This is a genomic window from Caulobacter sp. GW822-FHT01G02 (assembly GCF_058802865.1).
Genome location: NZ_JBXAON010000003.1, coordinates 209,207 through 229,187, shown reverse-complemented (window position 1 = coordinate 229,187; position 19,981 = coordinate 209,207). Strand labels below are relative to the sequence as shown.

The 19,981-nt window shown below is 68.5% G+C and carries 15 protein-coding genes and 2 pseudogenes; 7 read left to right on the top strand and 10 right to left on the bottom strand.

The window, feature by feature from the left end; genetic code table 11:
• Positions 1–3: 3 nt before the first annotated feature.
• A complete protein-coding gene (locus AC1RNC_RS10100; RefSeq protein ID WP_492885866.1) occupies positions 4–900 on the bottom strand; it encodes a hypothetical protein in 897 nt (298 codons plus the stop codon).
• A gap of 112 nt (positions 901–1,012) precedes the next feature.
• Between AC1RNC_RS10100 and AC1RNC_RS10095 the strand changes: the two genes are divergently transcribed.
• Together AC1RNC_RS10095 and AC1RNC_RS10090 are read left to right on the top strand one after the other, a co-directional pair.
• The gene (locus AC1RNC_RS10095) at positions 1,013–1,633 is read left to right on the top strand and encodes a TIGR02466 family protein (RefSeq protein WP_492839805.1); all 621 of its coding nucleotides are present in this window, start codon (positions 1,013–1,015) and stop codon (positions 1,631–1,633) included.
• Positions 1,634–1,719: 86 nt separating this feature from the next.
• A complete protein-coding gene (locus tag AC1RNC_RS10090) occupies positions 1,720–2,748 on the top strand; it encodes an AI-2E family transporter (RefSeq protein WP_492885864.1) in 1,029 nt (342 codons plus the stop codon).
• Between the two features lie 78 nt (positions 2,749–2,826).
• On the opposite strand, the gene AC1RNC_RS10085 is transcribed toward AC1RNC_RS10090, so the two are convergent.
• From AC1RNC_RS10085 to AC1RNC_RS10075, 3 genes and pseudogenes are all read right to left on the bottom strand, one after another.
• Positions 2,827–3,405, bottom strand: coding sequence for a hypothetical protein (locus tag AC1RNC_RS10085; RefSeq protein ID WP_492885862.1), 579 nt, complete (start codon positions 3,403–3,405; stop codon positions 2,827–2,829).
• A 29-nt stretch (positions 3,406–3,434) separates the two neighbouring features.
• Positions 3,435–4,134, bottom strand: a pseudogene (locus AC1RNC_RS10080) (DUF998 domain-containing protein).
• A 175-nt stretch (positions 4,135–4,309) separates the two neighbouring features.
• On the bottom strand, positions 4,310–6,028 hold the full coding sequence (locus AC1RNC_RS10075; protein ID WP_492885860.1) for a M20/M25/M40 family metallo-hydrolase: 1,719 nt from the start codon (positions 6,026–6,028) through the stop codon (positions 4,310–4,312).
• Between the two features lie 359 nt (positions 6,029–6,387).
• Here AC1RNC_RS10075 and AC1RNC_RS10070 point away from each other — a divergent pair, with 359 nt between their 5' ends.
• Together AC1RNC_RS10070 and AC1RNC_RS10065 are read left to right on the top strand one after the other, a co-directional pair.
• The gene (locus AC1RNC_RS10070; protein WP_492885858.1) at positions 6,388–6,621 is read left to right on the top strand and encodes a flagellar hook protein FlgE; all 234 of its coding nucleotides are present in this window, start codon (positions 6,388–6,390) and stop codon (positions 6,619–6,621) included.
• Positions 6,622–6,680: 59 nt separating this feature from the next.
• Positions 6,681–6,791, top strand: a pseudogene (locus tag AC1RNC_RS10065) (endonuclease domain-containing protein); the annotation flags it as partial.
• A gap of 167 nt (positions 6,792–6,958) precedes the next feature.
• On the opposite strand, the gene carA reads toward AC1RNC_RS10065, so the two are convergent.
• A complete protein-coding gene (carA, locus tag AC1RNC_RS10060) occupies positions 6,959–8,125 on the bottom strand; it encodes a glutamine-hydrolyzing carbamoyl-phosphate synthase small subunit (RefSeq protein WP_492885856.1) in 1,167 nt (388 codons plus the stop codon).
• 329 nt (positions 8,126–8,454) lie between these two features.
• Between carA and AC1RNC_RS10055 the strand changes: the two genes are divergently transcribed.
• The 3 genes from AC1RNC_RS10055 to AC1RNC_RS10045 all read left to right on the top strand — a co-directional run bounded on the left by AC1RNC_RS10055 (position 8,455) and on the right by AC1RNC_RS10045 (position 12,628).
• The gene (locus AC1RNC_RS10055; RefSeq protein ID WP_492885854.1) at positions 8,455–8,736 is read left to right on the top strand and encodes a DUF1272 domain-containing protein; all 282 of its coding nucleotides are present in this window, start codon (positions 8,455–8,457) and stop codon (positions 8,734–8,736) included.
• A gap of 406 nt (positions 8,737–9,142) precedes the next feature.
• A complete protein-coding gene (locus tag AC1RNC_RS10050) occupies positions 9,143–12,226 on the top strand; it encodes a TonB-dependent receptor (protein WP_492885852.1) in 3,084 nt (1,027 codons plus the stop codon).
• Positions 12,227–12,496: 270 nt separating this feature from the next.
• Complete coding sequence (locus tag AC1RNC_RS10045; RefSeq protein WP_492885850.1) at positions 12,497–12,628, top strand: hypothetical protein; 132 nt, start codon at positions 12,497–12,499, stop codon at positions 12,626–12,628.
• A 92-nt stretch (positions 12,629–12,720) separates the two neighbouring features.
• Here AC1RNC_RS10045 and AC1RNC_RS10040 read toward each other — a convergent pair whose 3' ends face one another.
• The 5 genes from AC1RNC_RS10040 to AC1RNC_RS10020 form a co-directional block, all read right to left on the bottom strand.
• Entirely contained in the window at positions 12,721–12,975 is a 255-nt protein-coding gene (locus tag AC1RNC_RS10040; protein WP_492885849.1) for a hypothetical protein, read from the bottom strand.
• 94 nt (positions 12,976–13,069) lie between these two features.
• A complete protein-coding gene (pip, locus tag AC1RNC_RS10035) occupies positions 13,070–14,170 on the bottom strand; it encodes a prolyl aminopeptidase (RefSeq protein ID WP_492885848.1) in 1,101 nt (366 codons plus the stop codon).
• Between the two features lie 71 nt (positions 14,171–14,241).
• Positions 14,242–16,266 carry a TonB-dependent receptor gene (locus AC1RNC_RS10030; protein WP_492886561.1) on the bottom strand — a complete coding sequence of 675 codons (2,025 nt, stop codon included), beginning with the start codon at positions 16,264–16,266 and terminating at the stop codon, positions 14,242–14,244.
• Positions 16,267–16,374: 108 nt separating this feature from the next.
• The gene (gene mdoH / locus AC1RNC_RS10025; protein ID WP_492885846.1) at positions 16,375–18,354 is read right to left on the bottom strand and encodes a glucans biosynthesis glucosyltransferase MdoH; all 1,980 of its coding nucleotides are present in this window, start codon (positions 18,352–18,354) and stop codon (positions 16,375–16,377) included.
• A gap of 73 nt (positions 18,355–18,427) precedes the next feature.
• Positions 18,428–19,966, bottom strand: a complete 1,539-nt coding sequence (locus tag AC1RNC_RS10020; RefSeq protein ID WP_492885844.1) for an OpgD/OpgG family glucan biosynthesis protein — start codon at positions 19,964–19,966, stop codon at positions 18,428–18,430.
• Between the last annotated feature and the right edge of the window lie 15 nt (positions 19,967–19,981).

Genomic DNA, 19,981 nt, shown 5'->3' with positions numbered 1-19,981 from the left:
CTCCTAGTTGACGGCCTGGTTCCTGCCCTTCAGGCAGCCGATGATCTCGACGCGCTCCTCACGGGTTCCCGCCTCAAGCACGTGGGCCACCTCGCGGCGCTTGTCGTTCTGGCTCGTCATCTTGTGGGCCGACGGCGAGCAGTCGGCGACGAGATCGAGGCGGGTCACGAAGTTGTCCGTGCCGACCGCCAGATAGGTGTTGATCTTGTCGGAGGTGTCGTCGGCGGTGGACTTGTATCGGTTGATCCGGGTGATCTCCTCGACGGCCGCCTGGTTCTTGACGCCGGCGTCGTTGGCGACCTGGGTCAGGGCGCCGTTCAAGGTGCCGACCGCGTAGTAGGCTTTCAGGTCCGACAGCGCCGCGTCCAGGGAATAGTCCGCGTCCGTCCGGGTCTTGCCCTGAACGATGCGCGCCAGGACCACGTTGCGCGAAGCGTCCATCTGGCTGATGAGCACCGGGAGCGTCTTGCTGAGGAACAGTTCCTTGTCGACGCTGCCGCGCAGGCCCAGGACGAGGCTGGCATAGGTCGTCAGGTGGGTCTTGGTGCGCGCGCTCTTGGCCAGGGTGGCCGCCGCCGCGAGGCCGGACGTCGCCAAATCGGACCCGACGGCGAAGGTCTTCTGGTCACTCGATAGGCCCTGGGCGAACACGCCGTAGCTGGTGTCGATCGCCGCCAGGCAGCTGTCGATGAAGGCGTTTCGCGCCGCGCCGCGCTTGGCGTCGATGGTTTCCTTGTCATAGGCGGTTCGGCTCGGCGCCGCGCCCTTGGCGGTTACCGGACAGGCCGAGACCGCAGCCGCCGCGATCGTCGTGTCAGGCGAACCCTTGAACCCTCCGGCGCAGCCTCCAAGGCTGGCGGCCACCAGCAGGATCATTGTCCGAACAGCGATAGAACGCATCCTCCGCCCCTTTTGGAAGAACGCTGATATGCTACCCTGACACTAGTCTTATTTTTGAACAACTAGAAAGTGTCTTTGACATCTCCGAGCCCGGTGGACTACGCCGCGCTCCATGACCACGCGCCCGCTCTTCGTCACGCCGCTCTATGAAGCCAGCCTCGCCGGCGAGAAGGACGCCGAGGCGTTCCTCGACGAGCTGCACGACGCCTGCATCGCCATCGCCGAGGACGACGAGGCCGGCCAGGCCTGGGCCTATAACAAGGGCTATCTGGGCTACACGTCCTACGCCTCGCTGAACGACCTGCCGCAGCGCGACAGCCTGTTCGAGACGCTGAAGAAGAAGCTGGACAGGCACGCGGCGGCCTTCGCCAAGGATCTGGCCTTCGACCTGTCCGGCGGCAAGCTGGTCATGGACAGCCTGTGGATCAACATCCTGGAGCCGGGCGGCTCGCACAGCGGCCACATCCACCCGCACAGCGTCATCTCCGGCACGATCTACATCACCATCCCGCCGGGCGCCTCGGCCCTGAAGTTCGAGGATCCGCGCCTGCCGATGATGATGGCCGCCCCGACCCGCGCCGACGACGCGCCCGAGACCCTGCGGCCGTTCATCTACGTCAAGCCGTCGACCGGCACGGTGCTGATGTGGGAGAGCTGGCTGCGCCACGAGGTGACCACCAACCAGGCCGACGAGCAGCGGATCAGCGTCAGCTTCAACTACGCCTGGCGGTAGGCGCGCGTGGCGGCGGGCGCCTTGGCTAGGGAAAGCCTGTCGCCCGTGCGGGATGATCGCCTTCGAACCGGACGCGCGGAGATCAAGTGAGCAAGACGGGCACATCGTTCCTGGTGAACTTCGCCGCGGCCTCGGCCCTGCTGTACGTGTTTCGCGCCGTGCTGTGGCCCTTCGCCCTGGCCCTCGTCCTGGCCATCCTGATCGTCTCGCTGAGCGACCGGGTCGTGCGGCTGCTGCCCAGGGCGCGGCGCTGGATGGTGTTCGCCATCACCGCCGTGATCCTGGGCGGGATCATCGTCGCCAGCATGGCGATGGTGGTCGAGGGCGCCTCGCGGATCGTCGCCGAGATGCCGGCCATGCTGGCGCGCATCGACCAGCTGCTGGCCCTGATCCGCCTGCCGGGCGGCGGGACCCTGAGTCTGGAGGCCCTGGCCCAGAAGGTCGAGCTTGGTCCCCTGGCCGACCGCTTGCTGGGCAGCGTCCAGGACGCCTCGGCGGGCCTGGGCCTGACCCTGATCTTCCTGTTCTTCCTGCTGATCTCCAAGCCGATGATCGAAAAGCGGGTCGACCGGATCGTCGCCGCGCGCGGCGGGCGGGGCCTAGCCTCGGTGCTGGAGCGCAGCTTCTCGGGCGTCGAGAGCTACATGTACGTCCAGTCGGTCACCGGCCTGATGATCGCGGTCGGTTCGGGCGTGGTGATGTTCGCCGTGGGCCTGGACAACGCCCTGTTCTGGAGCCTGGTGATCTTCCTGTTCTCGTACCTGCCGGTGCTGGGCGTGCTGGCCGGCAGCGTCGGGCCGACCCTGTTCGCCCTGCTGCAGTTCCCCAGCCTGACGCCGGCGATCGCCGTCTTCATCGGCATCCAGATCGTCTCGTCGGTCGTCGGCAATCTGGTGCTGCCCAAGATGCAGGCCGACAGTCAGAACATCGACCCGGCCGCCAGCCTGATCGCCGTGGGCATGTGGACGGTGCTGTGGGGCGTGCCGGGCGCGTTCCTGGCCATCCCGCTGACCCTGGCCCTGATGTACGGCCTGGCCCAGTACGATGACCTGCGCTGGCTGGCCGTGCTGATCTCGCACGACGGCGACCCCACACCGATGGAGCCGGGGGAGTAGGGACCGCCGCCGCGCCGTTTCCTGTTTTTACGCATTTTTGGCGACGAGCCGGAGCCGGAGCCGGAGCCTGGGCAAGGCCTACGGCCCGCACGTCCAGGTCCCGACGAACACCCGCTTGGCGCCGTCGGCGCGGTCGTAGGTCAGGGTGGCCGGGTAGGGCGGGGACTCGCCGCCGCCAGTCGCCGGACCGGTGATGGCGATGGTCACCGTCTTGCCCTGGCCGCTTAGGGCCGTACCTTTGACCATGGCGTCGTAGCCGCCCGGCGCGACGACCTGCTCGACGGAGTCCAGCACCTTGACCAGGCCGAAGCCGGGCTCCTTGACGCCCGAGAAGCCCGAGGCGACCAGCAGCAGGGCGCCGGCCTTGTCGCGGAAATGGCAGCTCAGCTCTCCCTTCAGCGGATGGGCCTGCTGGTCGGCGAGGGTGAGGTCCGACAGCTGGATCTGCGAGCCGTCGCCGCCGATGGTTCCACCTTCCGCGGGGACGGGGGCGGCGGCCACGGGGGCCGGGACGGCGGGCGCCACCGCCGGCGTGCGGGTCTCGTCGCCCACGGCCGGGGGCGGCGTGGCGGCCGGCTGATCCTCGGTCTTCTGTTGCGAGCAGGCGGTCAGGACCAGGGCGGCCAATCCTAGGGTCGCGAAACGATATCCGGTCATGGTGGGTGTTCTCCCGTTGTGGGGAGACCCTAGACGGCCGCCGGCTCGGTCGCCAGCGCGCTCGCCTTCCACCCCTTCTCCAGGCTCCAGGCGGCGATGGCCAGCCACAGCAGGCCCAGGAACGCGTGGCCGCGCTGCCAGTAGCCGACGTCGTAGCCGGTGCGGACGTTCCAGACCCCGGTCAGCAGGGCGAAGACCAGCAGCAGGCCGAAGAACCAGCCCAGTGAGAACTGGGCCAGCCGCCGATAGCCCGGCTTGCCCCACAGGGCCCAGGCGGTGAACAGCGGCGCGAACTGCATGGCCAGGCCGACGCCGCAGGCGCGATGCATGGGATCGGGCCAGTGGAACACCCCGGCGAAGAAGGCGCCCAGGCCCGTCAGCGCCACGAACAGTCCCGCGAAGGCCGAGACCCGCCGCCGGCCGCCGGCGTGCTCCAGGGCGTGGGTGAAGCCGGCGCCGGCCAGCAGGCCCGCGATACCAGCGATCATCATGCCGTAGTTGAAGATCTCGGGCAGGGGGGCCTTGGGGCCGCCCAGCTCGCTGATGAACTGGGCCCCGGCGTCGAAGCCCGGGAACAGGCGCTGGGCCAGCGCGACGTCGGCCACCATGATGGCCGGCGCGATCACGCCGATCTTCAGGAAGGCGCCGGTGCGGGCGGTCACGGTGCGAGGATATCCGGGTCGAAACGAAGGAGGGCGGCAGAATCCCTTCCGCCGCCCTCCGGGTCAATTCCAAATCCTGTTTTCCTCATCCCCGTCTTCCCGGCGAAAGCCGGGACCCAGATCTCATGGCGCTGGGGATGATTGGACGGGCTCAGAGTTTCTTGAGCCCACCCAGCGCTCTTCCATCTGGGCCCCGGCTTTCGCCGGGGAGAACGGATATGGGGGTGCTACAATGTGGCGATCTACTTCGCCGCGGACGGATGCCCCGCCGGCGCGAACGTGCCGCCGAAGAAGTCGCCCTTCTTCCAGACCGGGCGGGCCGGGATGTTGGCCAGCTCGCGGGCGATCTCGTAGTTCACCAGGGCGAACTTGGCGGCCGCCTGGTAGTCGATCGGCTGGTTCAGATCATCGCCCGGGTGGTGGTAATTGCCCTTCAGGAAGCCCTTGAAGGCCGCCTCGCCGCCGTTCTGGAAGCCGGTCATCAGGAACACCGACGGGATCCCCTGCTCGACGAAGCGGTAGTGGTCCGAGCGGGTGAACAGGCCCTCTTCCGGCAGCGGGTCGCCGGAAAGCGCGACGCCCACGCGGCCGGCGGCGTGCTTGACGGCCTCGCCGATGGTCGAGCGGTCGGCGCCGAACGCGATCACGTCGGTGAACGGGTACAGCAGCACCGGCATGTCCAGGTTCACGTCGGCGGCGATGTCGGTCTTCTTCACGGTCGGGTTGTTGGCGAAGTAGTCCGAGCCGACCAGGCCTTTCTCCTCGCCGGTGACGGCCAGCAGGATGATCGAGCGCTTGGGCTTGACCTTGCTGTTCTTGAAGCCGCGCGCGACCTCCAGCAGGGTGGCGATGCCCGAGGCGTTGTCGAGCGCGCCGTTGTTGATCTTGTCCTCGCCGGGCTTGGCGTTCTCGCGGACGCCGATGTGGTCCAGGTGCGCCGACAGGATGATCGTCTGGGCCTTCAGGGCCGGATCCGCGCCCTCGATCAGGCCGACGACGTTGCTGCTCTCGCGCTTCTCGATCTCGGTCTTGACGTTGATGCTGGCCTTGGAGGTCAGGGCGAAGCCCTTGACGGCGCCGTCCGGCTTCTCGGACTCGGCCAGCACGTCGGCCAGGGCCACGGGGGCGCCGGCGAACAGCTTGGCCGCGCCGGCCTGGCTGATCGAGGCCAGGGCCGGGGCGCTGGGCGCGCGGATGGCGCCGACGTCGTTGGCGTCGCGCCAGATCACCCGCCAGCCGCGCATCATGCCGGCGCCGGCCGCGAACGGACGGCGCTTCTCGGCGCTGGGGCCCGACAGGGTGACGACGCCGATGGCGCCGCGCTTGGCGGCTTCCTGGCGCTTGGTGTTGGGGTTGCTGAAATGGGCGCGTTCCTCGGTCTGCAGCGACGACGGGGCGCCGTTCAGCATGACGACGATCTTGCCCTTCACGTCCAGGCCCGCGTAGTCGTCGCGGCCCGTGGCCGGATTGACCAGGCCGTAGCCGACGAAGACCAGCGGCGCGTCGACCTTGAGGTCGGCTGACTGGGCCTGCGGGTTGGGCAGGTAGTCCTCGCCGTACTTCAGGGCGAGCGTCTGGCCGTCGGCGCCGGTCAGGCCGAACGCGCCCTCGCCGGCCCCGCGGAAGGCGATCAGCGGCACGTGCTGCTGGTACGAGACGCCGGTCGCCGTCTTGTCGCCGGCCGGCTTGACGCCCAGCAGGGCGTATTGGGCGGCGACGTAGTTGGCGGCGATGTCATAGCCGCGCGTGCCGGTCTCGCGGCCTTCCATCAGGTCGTCGGCCAGGAAGGTCATGTGGGCCTTGATGGCCTCGGGCGAAGGAACGAAATCCGAGGCGGGCGCGGCCTTCTTGCCGGCCTTCTCGGCGATGGCGACCGGCTTGGCCGGTGTGGCCGCGAGAACCGGTTGCGCCACCATGAGCAGGGCGGCGCTGGCGAGCGCGACACGACGCGTGAACGACATTTCTACAGAGACTCCCGGGGAGCGGACCGCCCCCCGGCCCGCGAAGGGGCGAACCATGTCGGGACGATGACGGCTTGTCGATACGGCCGAGCCTGAACGTTTTGTAATGTTGGACAGGTTTTGCGCGGAGACCGCCGTTGACGCCTCGCCCCCGCTGCTTGGCCGCGCGCCTTGCGACAACGGCGTTCGCGCGCGGTTTGGTTGGCGAAAGATTCACCCTGTCGAGGTCGCCTGGAAAGGTCCCGCCGAAAGGTTAACCGCCGCTAAAAAAGATGACCAAGTCGTGAATTTTACCATTTTTGGTTGTAAGGTCTTAACCCAACCGGCCAGATAACCAAGGCGTAGAACGGAGACACCCCATGCAGGCTCTCTCAATCGCCGCCTCGGGCATGATGGCCGCCGCCGACCGGCTCAACGCTTCGGCCCAGCGGGTGGCGGCTTCGGACGCCCACGCCGCCGAAAGTGTTGGGGAAGTCGACTACGTCAAGGAGCGCACCGACCAGATCGGCGCCGCGACCGACTTCAAGGCCAATGCGGCGGTGGTTCGCGTGGCCGACGAGATGAACAAGCGCCTGCTCGACCTCAAGGTCTGAGCACCGCGCCTTTACCAGTTCCCGCGTTAGGGCCTGTCTTCGCTCGGGAGTCACCCGACCTGGACGCGCTCGCCCCGCCAGACGCCTGAAGTGCGCCCCCCTTGCCTAGGGTGTCTGGCCGCCGCCTCCCGCTTTGCCCCCTAGTCTTGCGGGAGGCGGCCCCCACCTTTTGGGGGGCTAAAGCAAGAGTAAAAAACCCTTGTCATCCCGGCCGCGGCGAAGCGGAGAGCCGGGACCCAGGGGCGGCCGCAATGCATTTGCCCCTGGGTCCCGGACAGCGCTACGCGCTTCCGGGATGACAAGGATTTTGGCTGTAGGTCGGGGGCCTGGAAGGCGCCTACTTCGCCTTGTCCATCAAACCCGCGAAGCGTTCGAACAGGTACAGGCTGTCGGTCGGGCCGGGCGAGGCTTCCGGGTGGTGCTGCACCGAGAACACCGGCTTGTCGGCCAGCTGGATGCCGGCGTTGGTGCCGTCGAACAGCGAGACGTGGGTCTCCCGCACCGGGGCCGGCAGGCTCTCGCTGTCCACGGTGAAGCCGTGGTTCATCGAGACGATCTCGACCTTGCCGGTGGTCAGGTCCTTGACCGGATGGTTGGCGCCGTGGTGGCCCTGCTCCATCTTCACGGTCTTGGCGCCCAGGGCCAGGGCCAGCATCTGGTGGCCCAGGCAGATGCCGAACACCGGCTTGCCGCTCTGCACCAGCTTCTGGATTTCCGGCACCGCATAGGCGCCGGTCGCGGCCGGGTCGCCGGGGCCGTTGCTCAGCAGCACGCCGTCCGGGTTGCGGGCCAGGATGTCCTCGGCCGAGGTGTTGGCCGGCACCACCGTGGCGCGGGCGCCCACATGGGCCAGGGCCCGCAGGATGTTGCGCTTCACGCCGTAGTCGATGACGACCACTTCGTACTTGGGCTTGTCCAGCTTGGCGTAGCCTTCCGGCCAGGACCACAGGCCCTCGTCCCAGGTGAAGGTCTGGGTGGTCGAGGCGTCCTTGGCCAGGTCCAGACCCTCCAGGCCGGCCCAGGCCTTGGCCTTGGCGACCAGGGCGTCCAGGTCGAACTTGCCGTCGGGCGCGTGGGCGATGACGCCGTGCGGCATGCCGGTCTCGCGGATCTTGCGGGTCAGGGCGCGGGTGTCGATCCCGGCCAGGCCGATGACGCCGCGGGCCTTCATCCAGGCGTCGAAGTCGCTGTTGGCGCGCCAGTTGGCCTGCTCGGTCGGGACGTCGCGGAACAGGGCGCCGCGGGCGGCCGTCTCGGCCACGCCGGTGATCTGCTCGACGTCCTCGAGGTTGGTCCCGACATTGCCGATGTGCGGGAAGGTGAAGGCGACGATCTGGGCCATGTAGGACGGGTCGGTCAGGATCTCCTGATAGCCCGTCATGGCGGTGTTGAAGCACACCTCGCCGACCGCGTCGCCGACCGCGCCGCAGCCCACGCCTTGCAGGATGGTGCCGTCGGCCAGGGCCAGAACGCCGGTGACGCCGGGGAGAAGGTCTTGGGACATTCTGTGGAGCGCTCCTGGACGCGTGTTGAGGTGTCTATTGTCGCAAAAAGGCGGGCTGGGTGTAACCCCGGCCCAGCCCCGGCGAGCCGGGGCGTTCGCCTGCAAGAAAGCGGTCGGGCTTTTGGCCCGACCGCCGCGCAAACGGCGCGGTGTCTAGGGGGTATGGGGGAGGGGGTCAACCCCTGCTGATCACGCGGATTTCGCTTGGCGCCACATTCCCGTGATCGACGAACGCGCACCCTCGCGCGACGGGCTCAAAAGCCCTTATGGTACAAGGCTTCCAGGCCCGAGACACCTGAAGCACCAGACGAACACGGGAGGACGGCCCCATGCTCGAACTGCGCCCCAATTGCGAGTGCTGCGACGCGGACCTGCCGCCGGCCAGCCCCGCGGCCCGAATCTGCACGTTCGAACACACCTTCTGCGCCGACTGCGCGGACATCCGGTTCGAAGAGATCTGCCCCGACTGCGGCGGCGGCCTGGTGGCCCGGCCGATCCGGCCCGACGCCCAGCTGCACCGTTATCCGGCCTCCCTGCGGCGGGTGAACAGGGGCCACCGGTATGGGCCGGCCGCGCGCCGCGACCCGGAGCGCCCGACGGGCTGGAACTAGGGCCTTTTCCAATCCCACGGGATCGGTGAACGGTTCCAGTTTGGCGCCTTCACGCCCTTTGCTGACGACGAACGCACGTCCGCCGCGTCGAGATACGCGCGCGTCGACGCCATCGCGCCCGCGCGGCCGCCAACTCCTCCTAAACACGCCAGGATCGCGACCGGGTCTCCCTCGGCCGGCGCGCGAGCGTGGCCCTGGCGCCGCAGTTCCCGCGAAGCGTCCGAGGGGGCATGACAACGAGGTCAGACCACATTGACTTGATAGGACTTACCTCGTAACCGTGTCGAGTGTGACCGCTACCACCGCCAAGCGGAGCGTAATCGTCGGCCAACCGGGAAGGGACGGCCGATCAGCCGCACGGCGACAACGAAACAAGTGCTCAGAGCACTGTCATGGGGAGAGAAACATGTCGTCTATTCGACACCACGGGTCCGTTCGTCGCCTGGCCTTGATCGGCGCGACCTGCCTGACCACTTTGGCGATTGCCCAGGCCACTTACGCTCAGACGACCGCCCCGGCGCCGGCCGCGGACACCGCCGTCGACGAGATCGTCGTCACCGGCTATCGCAAGAGCCTGGCGCAATCGACGGTCGCCAAGCGTGAGACCACCGGCTTCGCCGACGCCATCTTCGCCGAGGACATCGGCAAGTTCCCCGACTCCAACATCGCCGAGTCGTTCAACCGCATCCCCGGCATCACCATCACCCGCGACATCACGGGCGAGGGCACCAACGTCGCCATCCGCGGCCTGGGGTCGAACTTCACCAACGTGACGCTGAACGGCGCCTCGATCGCCGTGGCCTCCTCGGGCGCCACCGACGCGCAGGGCACCGACCGTTCGGTCGACCTTTCGTTCTTCCCGACCGATCTCTTCACCAAGCTGACGGTCAACAAGAGCTATTCGGCCAGCCTGCTGGAAGGCGGCGCGGCGGGTAACATCGACATGCGCTCGGCGCGTCCGTTCGACCGCCCCGGCCAGCACCTGACGATGAACGTCCAGGGCGTGAAGCCCGACGGCGCCAAGCTGGGCGGCAAGGGCTCGCTGATCGCCAGCAAGACCTGGGACAATTTCGGCGTCCTGTTCGGGGTTTCGGGCCAACGCCTGCACACCGACACGCGCGGCTACGAGACCATCGGCTTCACCAACCCGAACCTGTCGGCGGCCCAGTGCGGCGCGACCAGCGGCTGTAACGCCACGGGCGGCGGCAACTGGACGATCCCGGCCACGGTGCCGGTCGGCGCGGGCGCGGGCCTAGTGGCCGGCACGGTCATCGACCGCGACTTCCTGCTGTCCAAGAACCCTGGCGCGACGATCCAGCAGATCGACAACGGCCTGCTGCCGCGCCTGGGCCGTCCGTCGGCCGAGTACGGCCGCCGCGATCGGATCAACCTGGTCGGCAGCGTCGAGTGGCGTCCGAACGACGACATGAATTTCTATGTCGACGGCATGTACGGCTCCAAGAACAACGACCTGATCCGCGAAGACATGATGTGGATCGTGCGCAACGGCGCGATCATTCCGACCAACACCAAGTACGACAAGACCGACTGCTCGGCCGGCTGCACGGTCACGCAGGGCACCTACGCCAACTCGCAGTTCTTCTTGGAATTCCGTCCCTATCTCGAGAAGACCGAGCTGTGGGGGATCAATCCGGGCGGCGAATGGCGCATCAACGACAAGCTGAAGGTCGAGGCCCAGGCCAACTACACCAAGAGCACCTTCCACCGCGAAAGCCCGACCTTCGGTCCGGTGACCGCGCTGGGCCTCGGCACGACGGTCGACTACACCTACAACCCGAACGGTCCGCCGACCATCAAGAGCAGCGTCGACCTGAACAACCCGGCCAACTTCGTCTGGAACGGCGGCCGGTTGAACATGCAGGACGAGAAGCGCTGGTACGAGACCAAGGGCGCCCGCGCGGCCATCACCTGGGGCGACGAGAAGCTGAACCTGAAGTTCGGCGGCAACTATGACGACGTCTCGCGCACCATCCGCGGCTACGACAACACCACGCCGTGGCAGAACGCGACCTGCGGCAACAACCCCAGCATCAACCTGACCTCGCCGAACGGCGCCCCGCCGTGCCAGGGCCTGAACCAGCCGGGCGCCGCTCCGGCCGGCTATCCGACCTATCCGGGCTACGGCACGGGCGCCACGGCCGGCCAGACCGGCACGCTGACCTACGGCGGCTCGCTGATCCCGACCGCCAACCTGGCCAGCTACCTGAAGCCCGGCCCGGCCGGCTTCGTCACGGTCGACTGGGACAAGGTCAAGCAGGCCACCGGCTACGACAAGCTGCACGACGCCTCGCCGGAAACCGGCGGCTCCAACACCGGCGCCAGCGGCGGCTATATCAACGAGAAGAACAGCGCGGCCTATACCGAGCTGAACGGCGTCACCCAGGTGATGGACAGCGACCTGCGCTTCAATGTCGGCGTCCGCTACGTCCACACCAAGCAGACGATCGGCGGCCGCGTCTCGCTGGCGGATCCGCGCAACACCCTGCCGGGCGGCGCTCAGCTGCCGGACGGCGCGCGCTATCCGAACGTCACCAACTTCGTCTACGTCGAGAACACCTATTCCAAGTGGCTGCCGGCCGCCAACATCGCCTATGACGTCGGTGAGCACGCCGTGGCCCGCGTGGCGGTGTCGGAGACGATGACCCGTCCGGACCCCGCCGCCCAGCTGCCGGGCGTCAGCTTCGGCGCGCCGTCGGCCGACCAGGCCACGATCGGCAACTCGGCGCTGAAGCCGTACTTCTCGAAGAACATCGACCTGGGCTTCGAGTTCTACACCGGCCAGGAAGGCGTCATCGCGGTCAACGCGTTCCGCAAGTCGCTGACCGGCTTCACGACCAACAACGTCGTGACCCAGCCGTTCTCGGCCCTGGCCCAGTACGGCATCACCTACGACACCCTGAACGACACCCAGAAGACGGCCATCAACTCGCGTGGCGGCCCGACCCAGGCCCAGGTGCAGATCCAGTCGCAGATCAACGTGCCCAACAAGCTCACGATCAACGGCCTGGAATTCCAGTGGGTGCAGCCGCTCGACTTCCTGACCAGCCGCTTCGGCGTCGAGGGTCTGGGCGTCAACGCCAACGCCACCATCGTCGACCAGACCAGCAACGGTCCGGCCATCGCCTACGGCGTTGCCAAGTACACCTACAACCTGACGGGCTATTACGAGCACAACGGCGTCAGCCTGCGCCTCAGCCACGTCTACCGGAAGGGCTCGCAGTCCAGCGGCGCCAACCAGAACGGCGTCACCGCCGCCGCCCTGTTCGCGGACGACTACAAGCAGACCGACTTCTCCTCGAGCTACGACCTGGAGAAGATCTTCGGCATGAGGAACGCGCCGCAGGTGACGTTCAACGTGACCAATCTCACCAACGAGTCGCTGCGCTCGCACTTCCAGTACGACAACGCGACCTTCACCTACTACAAGCCCGGCCGCCAATACGTGGTCGGTCTGCGGATGAGCTTCTAGGGCTCCTCCGGCGCGGTCCCCGTCCGTCGGTCCGAAAACCTCGGACCGGCGGGCGGTCGCGCTCCATCCAGCCTTCAAGCGTGGGCGATCCGCCTCCTCCCGCCCGCGCGGCCTCACGGCGTGTCCCGTTCCTGGGCGCGCCGATTTTTTTTGGGAAAGCGCCGGAATGGACGGCGGCGCCGGACAACTTGTCGCGGCGATCCATCCGTCCAAGATTCACGATCGTTAACCGGTCAGGGTGCAAGCTCCAGCGTGCAAGGAGCACCCGCCATGATCCCCACCGCCGTCCCGTTCAAGCTGCCCAGCCGCTCGGTCCTCAGCCTGACCGAGACCGTGCTGCACATGGCGCTTTCGGCGGCGATTCCGATCAGCGCGGTGGTCTTCGCGGTGCTCAGCTTCTAGAGCATTTTCCGACGAAGTGGATACCGGTTCGTCGTCAGAAAATGCGTTAAAACAAGAGCCTAGAGCATTTCGCCGCGCGCTCCGGGGCGCCTTCAGGGCTCGCCTCGGCCCCGCAGCCGCGACCAATGCTGGGTCGCGGCCTCGCCGGGTTGGTCCAGCGCCTCGTCCAGGTGGACCAGGATCCGCGCGGCGCCGAAGAACAGCAGCCAGACGACGGCGAAGAACCGCAAGAGATCGGCCTGATGCGGGGCGCGGGCGGCCCAGGCCAGGAGGCCTGTGAAACCGCCGAGGCCGGCGACCAGCAGGATCATCAACAGGCGGCGGTGAGCGGGGGAGGGCTTGTACATGGCGGTCTGTCCACTAGACGCGCCTTTAGTACCCCCGCCCCGCATAAGCGCTCCACATGGGAGCGAGCCCTCCGGCGTAAGGGCCGTATAAAACTCAGCCGATCGGCGGCAGCCCGTCCATGATCGCCGTCAGGGCCAGGACGGTCTGGGCCTCCATGGCGCTGTGGCCGGCGTTGGTCTTGACGTAGCTGGCCGGGGCCGCGCCCACCCTCGCCATCGCCGCCACCAGCCGCGAGGCCTGGGTCAGCGGGCAGACCTGGTCGAAGCGGCCGTGGACGATGTGGGTCGGGATGGCGGCGATCTTGTCGACATGGCCGACGATGTAGTCAGGCTCAAGGAACAGGCCGTTGGCGAAGAAGTGGGCCTCGATCTGGGCGAAGCACAGGGCGAAGTCGGCCTCGCCGAACTTCCCGGGATCGCTGTCCTTTGGGATCATGTTCGAGATCGTGCCTTCCCAGACCGACCAGGCCACGGCGGCGCGCAGCTGGCGGGCGCGGTCGGCGTCCGTCCTGGCCTCCATGTCGAAGATCGCCTTGTAGGCGGCCATCATGTCGCCGCGCTGTCCGGCCGGGATCTCCTCGACGAAGGCCTTCCACTCGTCGGGATAGGCGACATAGCTGCCCGGCTCGGTCAGGGCGTAGGGCGCCGCTTCGAACGTCGCGGCGTTGCCCTGGTACATGTAGAGCAGGTCCTCGCTCGCGCCGAGGAAGATGCCGCGCAGGATCAGCGAAGCCACCTTGTCCGGGTGGCGGATGCCATAGACCAGGGCCAGGGTGCTGCCCCAGCTGCCGCCGAACACGTGCATCTTGCCGGTGATGCCGAGGGCGTCGCGCAGGCGGTTGATGTCGTCGACCAGATGGTCGGTGTCGTTGCGGGTCAGGGCCACTCGCGGCCCATGGGTGGCGACCGTCGGCTCGCTCTTGCCGCAGCCGCGCTGGTCGAACAGGATCACGCGGTAGCGCTGGGGATCGAAGAACCGCGACATCACCGGCGCGCACGCCCCGCCCGGACCGCCGTGCAGGAACATCACCGGCTCGCCGTCCGGATGGCCGTATTCTTCCCAATAGAGCTTGTGGCCAGAACCCTCGTCGCCCGCCTGGTCGACCTGCAGCAGACCCGCGCGGTTGGCCGGCGCCAGCGGATACTTCCACTCGGTGGTGACGGTGCTGACGGCCTGCAGCTTCGAGAAATCCATGGGGCACACCTTCGGGTTCGACAGTCCTGGCCTACCGCGCCGGAAAGCGCAGCGCCATCGTCAATGCGCCGTCAGACCTTGGCCTTGAACTTGTAGACCAGCGACACCCGCACCGCCCGGGCGTTGGGCGCGAGGTCGCTGTCGATCACCACGCCCCCGTCCCGATAGCGGCTGCGCTGCCGGTTGGTGTTGAAGATGTCCGTGGCGTTCAGGGTCACCGAATAGCGGGCGTCCAGCTTGTGGCTCCAGGTGGCGTCCAGCTGATGGTAGGCGGCCTGATAGCCCTGCAGCGTAGGGGTCTTGCCCGCGCCGCTGAGGTTGAACTGCAGCTTGTCGCCGTTCTTCAGGACCTTATCGACCACGAGATTGCCGGAATAGTTCGTCCGGGTCGTGGTCGCCAGGGTCGCGGTGGCCGGGACCAGTTGCCGGCGGAAGACGTTCAGGTTGACGACGTATTTCCAGCCGCCGGGCGCCTCGCCGCGGGCGTTGACCTCCAGCCCTCCGGACGTCGCGCGGTCGTAGTTCAGCGGCCGGATCGCGGTGGTGAGGTCGGGGTTCCAGGTCGTATAGCTCTGCCAGGGATCGTGGCTGACGCGGTAATAGGCCGTCAGCCCCAGGGTCGTCTTGCCGAAGGTCCGCTCGTAGCCGCTCTCGTAGGAGTCGGTGGTGGTCGAGGCCAGATCCAGGTTGCCTTGCATGGCGCTGCGCTGGTTGCTCGGCGTCCGTCGGGGGTCATAGAGCTCCAGTTCGGGCCGTAGGATGCGGCGGCTGTAGCTGGCCTTGAGCTTGCCGCCGATGAGCGGATGCGACAGGTGGAACGAGGGGAACAGGCGCGTGACGTCGCGGTCCCGCGAGGCCGCCGCCGTATGCAGCCGCAGGGATTCCGTCTCCGCCCGCAGGCCGGGCATCAGCTTGAAGCCGGCGAACGGGAACTGATAGGTCGCATAGCCCGAAAGGCTGGCGCGCCGGGCGTTGAACACGCCCAGATCGCCGGTCGCCAGGCCCAGCGCGCCGATGTCGCCGTCATAGGACCGGAAGAGGTCGCGCTCGACGCGGTTGGCTTCCAGGCCGGTGGTCAGGATGGCGCCGCCGGTCAGGTTGGCGACTACCGCGACCTTGGCCTGGTCGTCCGGCCCTCGGACGCGCTTGGCGTCGCCGTAACGCTCAACCAGCGTTGTCGGGGTGCTCTGTCGGTCGTCGTGGTCCGTGCGGGTCCGATTGTCGCTCTGGGAATGCGAGAGATTGGCTTCAAGCGAGCCGCGATCGTCGGGCCAGGTGTCGGAATAGCTGACCTCGATGTCGTCGGACCGGTTCGTGTCGCGCTGCGTCCCGGCCTCCTCCGACTGCACCGGAGCGCCGCTGAACGCTTGATAATGGGCCAGGTTGTCGACGCGGAAGCGACTGCCCATGTGGTGGGCCTCGACACTCAGTTCGCGGTTCTCGGAAAGCCGCCGGGTGACGCCCAGAGAGGTCTGGGCGAAGTCCAGCTGGGACTTGCCGTGGCTGTCCCGCGCCACCAGGCGCTGACCGGTCGCGGCGTCGCGCTGGCTATATTCGGCGTCGGTTTCCGCCGGGCCTTGGATCAGCATGACGCGGCCGTCGACGCTCCAGTCGCCCTTGGTGGCCGAGGCGCTGGCCGAGATCTGGGTTTGCTCGTGCGTGTCGGCCCGCGCCGAGATCGTGCCGGAGACGCCCAGAGCGCGGTCCTCGCGGGTGACGATATTGATGATCCCCGCCGTGCCGTCGGGCGAGAACTGAGCCGACGGGTTGGTCATCACCTCGATGCCGCTGACACTGGAGGCGGGCAGGGATTGCAGGACCGAGGTCCCGGTGGGCGGCGGCTTGCCATTGATCAGGACCTGGACGCCCGGATCGCCGCGCAGCGCGATCCGTCCGGTCGGCGACACCGTCACCGAGGGGATGCGATTGAGGATGTCCAGGGCGACGCCGCCCTGCGATCCGGCGTCCGCGCGGACGTCGTAGACGCGGCGGTCGATCTTGTCGCGAACCTGGGCGGGCCGGGCGGTGACGACGATCGACTCGACCTTCTGGGCCGCCTCCACGGACGCGGCGGCCTGGAACCACATGAGCACCATCGACACCCTGCCTTGAGATCGCCAAGGGCTCTCACGGCGAAGCTTGGTTCGCAATCGAAAGTTGCAGGCTGGGGACCGGTGATCTTTTGGGAGAGTGGCCTTGTCGCCTCAGGCCGTCCGGCTGGAGACCAGATTGGCGCGCGCGCGGGTGTGGATGGCGTCGGGGCCGTAGACCATGACCGGGGCGCGCATCAGCTTCTCGATCGCGGCGCGGACCGGGGCCTCGCGGTCGTAGGCGGCGCGCAGTTCGGCGGCGCGCAGGGCCACGCGGGGCGGACGGCGTTCCTCGGGAGTCTGGAATAGGCCCAGGACGTCGCCAAGCTCGCGCTGCGACAGGAAGAGGGCCAGCGGCGCCGACAGGATCAGGCCCAGATAGACCGGGCTGGACCACCAGAACATCACCGGGTCCAGGGCGAAGACCAGGGCCGCGGCGACGCCGCCGATGCCCATGTGGGCGCGGTGGACGCGCCAGGCCTCGCGGCGGGTCAGGCGGCCGGGGTCGCGCTGCTGGGTCGCCCAGCCGGCGTCGCGGCCCAGCAGCACCTGCAGCACCGACACGCTCTGCATCAGCATCAGCACCGGCGCGACCAGGGCCGACAGCACGATCTCCATCACCATGCTGGCGACGAAGCGATAGCCGCCGCCGAACGCCTGGCGCTGGGCGCGACCGCGCAGGACCAGCGCGCCCGCCATCAGCTTGGGCGCGATCAGCAGGGCCATGGTCAGGCCCCACAGCCAGGCGGCGGCGTCGGCGCGGATCAGCGCCGAGGCGCCGCCTTGCTCCATCCACACCCCGGCTCCAGCGATCAGCAGGAACAGCCACAGCGGCGAGGTGGCGTAGGACAGGACGCCCCGCAGCAGGTGCAGGCGGCTGACCCAGTGCAGGCCCTTGGCCCCGATCACGCCCAGGTGCTGCAGGTTGCCCTGGCACCAGCGGCGGTCGCGGATGGCCATGTCGAGGATGGTCGGCGGGGTCTCCTCGTAGCTGCCGGTCAGGTCGGTCGCCAGGCCGATCTTCCAGCCGCCCCGGCGCATCAGGGCCGCCTCGACGAAGTCGTGGCTCATGATGTGGCCGCCGAACGGACGCGGCCCCGGCAGGTGCGGCAGGCCCGCCTGCGCGGCGAAGGCCCGCGTGCGGATCATGGCGTTGTGGCCCCAGTAGTTGCCCTCCGCGCCCGACCACCAGTCCTGGCCGGCCGACAGCATCGCCCCATAGGCGCGCGAGGCGAACTGCTGCAGCCGCGCGAACGGCGTCTCGCCATTGATGATCGAGGGCGAGGTCTGCAGCAGGCCCAGCTTCGGGTCGCGCTCCATGCGGTGGGTCAGGCGGATCAGGGTGTCGCCGGTCATCAGGCTGTCGGCGTCCAGGATCAGGAACTGCGCATAGGCCCCGCCGAAGCGCTCGACCCATTCGGCGATGTTGCCGGCCTTGCGGTCGGTGTTCTTCTCGCGCCGGCGATAGAAGATCCGCGCCTTGGGGCCCAGCCGCGCGCGCAGCCGCAGCACGCCGACGGCCTCCTCGCGGGCGACGGCCTCGACCCGCGTGTCGCTGAGCACGAAGATGTCGTAGAGCTCGGCCACCTCGCGCTGGTCCAGGTCTTCGTACATCGCCTGGATGGCGGCCAGGACGCGGCCGGAATCCTCGTTATAGGTCGGGGCCAGCAGGGCGGTGCGGGTCAGGATCACCGGCTGCGGCTGCTCGCGGCCGTCGCGCGCGCGCCAGCAGGTCCAGAAGCCGCCCACCGCGCTCATGAAGGCGAAGGCCACCCAGGCGAACAGCAGCACGAACAGGCCGAAGGCGACGCCGTCGACCAGGCTGAAGCCGCCGGGCGAGAACAGCAGCGCGGTGATCACCGCCGTGACGGCGGTCAGCACGCCCGAGCCCGCCAGCAGCACCCAGCGGCGTTCGGAGACGTCCGGGCCGGCCAGCGGCGTCAGCCGGCCCTCGCGCAGGCTCTGGGCGGGCATGGCCAGCGGCTTCTCCGCCGGCAGCCACGCGGCGAACGAGGCGGGCGCGGGCCTGGCCGGCGGCGGGGCCAGCTTCAGGGCGGGGAGGGGACGGGCGCTCGCGCGTCGTTCGGAGGACAACAAAGCCACTACACTCTGGGTTCGGGGAGGCGGGAGCCGTCGGCAAGCCAAGTTCGCGACGGCGCGGTTGGTTTCACGGCGCGGGCGGAAAAATCAGCGCCGTCCAGGTTTCGCTCAACGCGCGCCCCTTCTGCCTGAGGACGACGCGCACATCGGCTGGTTCCGCGCCATCGCAGACCACGTCGAAGGTCACGCGCCACAGGGCGTCGGTCTCGTTCTCGTGGCGGGCGCCGGGATAGTGCGACAACAGGCGGATCTGGCCGTTGCGGGCGGTGACGTCGGCCTCGATGTCGATCGCGGCGCGCAGCGCCAGCAGGTTGGCGCCCCGGAACTCGACGGCGACCTTGCGGCCTTGCGCGGCGGTGTCGCGCCCCGGCTCGCCTGGTCGGCCCGAGCGGCTGGCCACGACCTTGGCGAGCTCGGTCTCCGGCGCGTCGGCTGTCCAGTGCAGGCGATAGGTCAGCTCGACCTGGCTCCCGGCCTTGACCGGCGCGTCCGGCGTCCAGAAGGCGACGATATTGTCGTTGGTCTCGCTGTCGGTCGGGATCTCGACCAGGCGGACCGAGCCCTTGCCCCAGTCGCCGATCGGCTCGACCCAGACGCTGGGCCGGCGCTCGGCCCTGGCCTGGTCGTCGTGATAGTGTTCGAAATCGCGGTCGCGCTGGATCAGGCCGAAACCCTTGGGGGTCTCGTCGCTGAACACGCTGGTCACCACGCGCCGGGGGTTGGAGAGCGGCCGCCACAGGCGCTCGCCCGCGCCGGTCCAGATCGCCAGGCCGTCGGAATCGTGGATCTCCGGCCGCCAGTCGACCGCCGGGACCGCGCGGTCCTCGCCGTACCAGAACATGCTGGTCAGGGGCGCGAAGCCCATCTGGTCGAACGCCCGCCGGAAGAAGACGTTGGCCTGCACGGTCTGGGTCAGGGCCAGGCCGTCGCGGTCGTTGACGAACCTGTAGGCCCCGACGATCCCCGGGCTCTCCATCAGGGCGTGGATGACGAGACGCCCCTCCGCGTCGCGCTCCAGCCAGACCTCGCGCCAGTCGGGAAACTCCTCGGGCTGGACGGCGTAGGTGTCGGCGGCGATCGCGCGGGCCGACAGCCCGTACTGGCCGAACGGCGCGGGCGAGCGGAAGTAGGACGCGCCATGGAACACCAGCCACTCGCCGCGATCGTCGCGGCTGATGGCGCGGAAGCCCGAGAAGCCGGCCTTGGCGGGCAGGGCGCGGACCGGGCTGTCGGCGGGCGACGAGAATAGGGTCGGGTCGTAGGCCAACGGCCGGGCGCGCCCGTCCTCGACCAGGTGGATGGTCACGGTCTTGGACACGCCCTGGCTGAGCGGGAACAGTTCGATGCCCCAGTCGCCGCCCCACAGCGGGATCTTCTCGCGATAGAACCCGACCGCCTGGGCGGCGTCATAGTCCATGGCCGCGACCTCGGCGGGCGGCGGGGGCGGGGCGACGTAGGGACGACCGGCCAGGGCGCGGGCGCGGGCCTGCACGACGTCGAACGAGAAAGGCGCCGGGCGCGCATCGGCCTGTCCGGGCGACAGGCTGGCGGCGACGGCGCCGCCGGCCAGGAGCGTCAGGGCGGCGCGGCGATCTAGCAAAGACAATAGGAAACCTCGGGC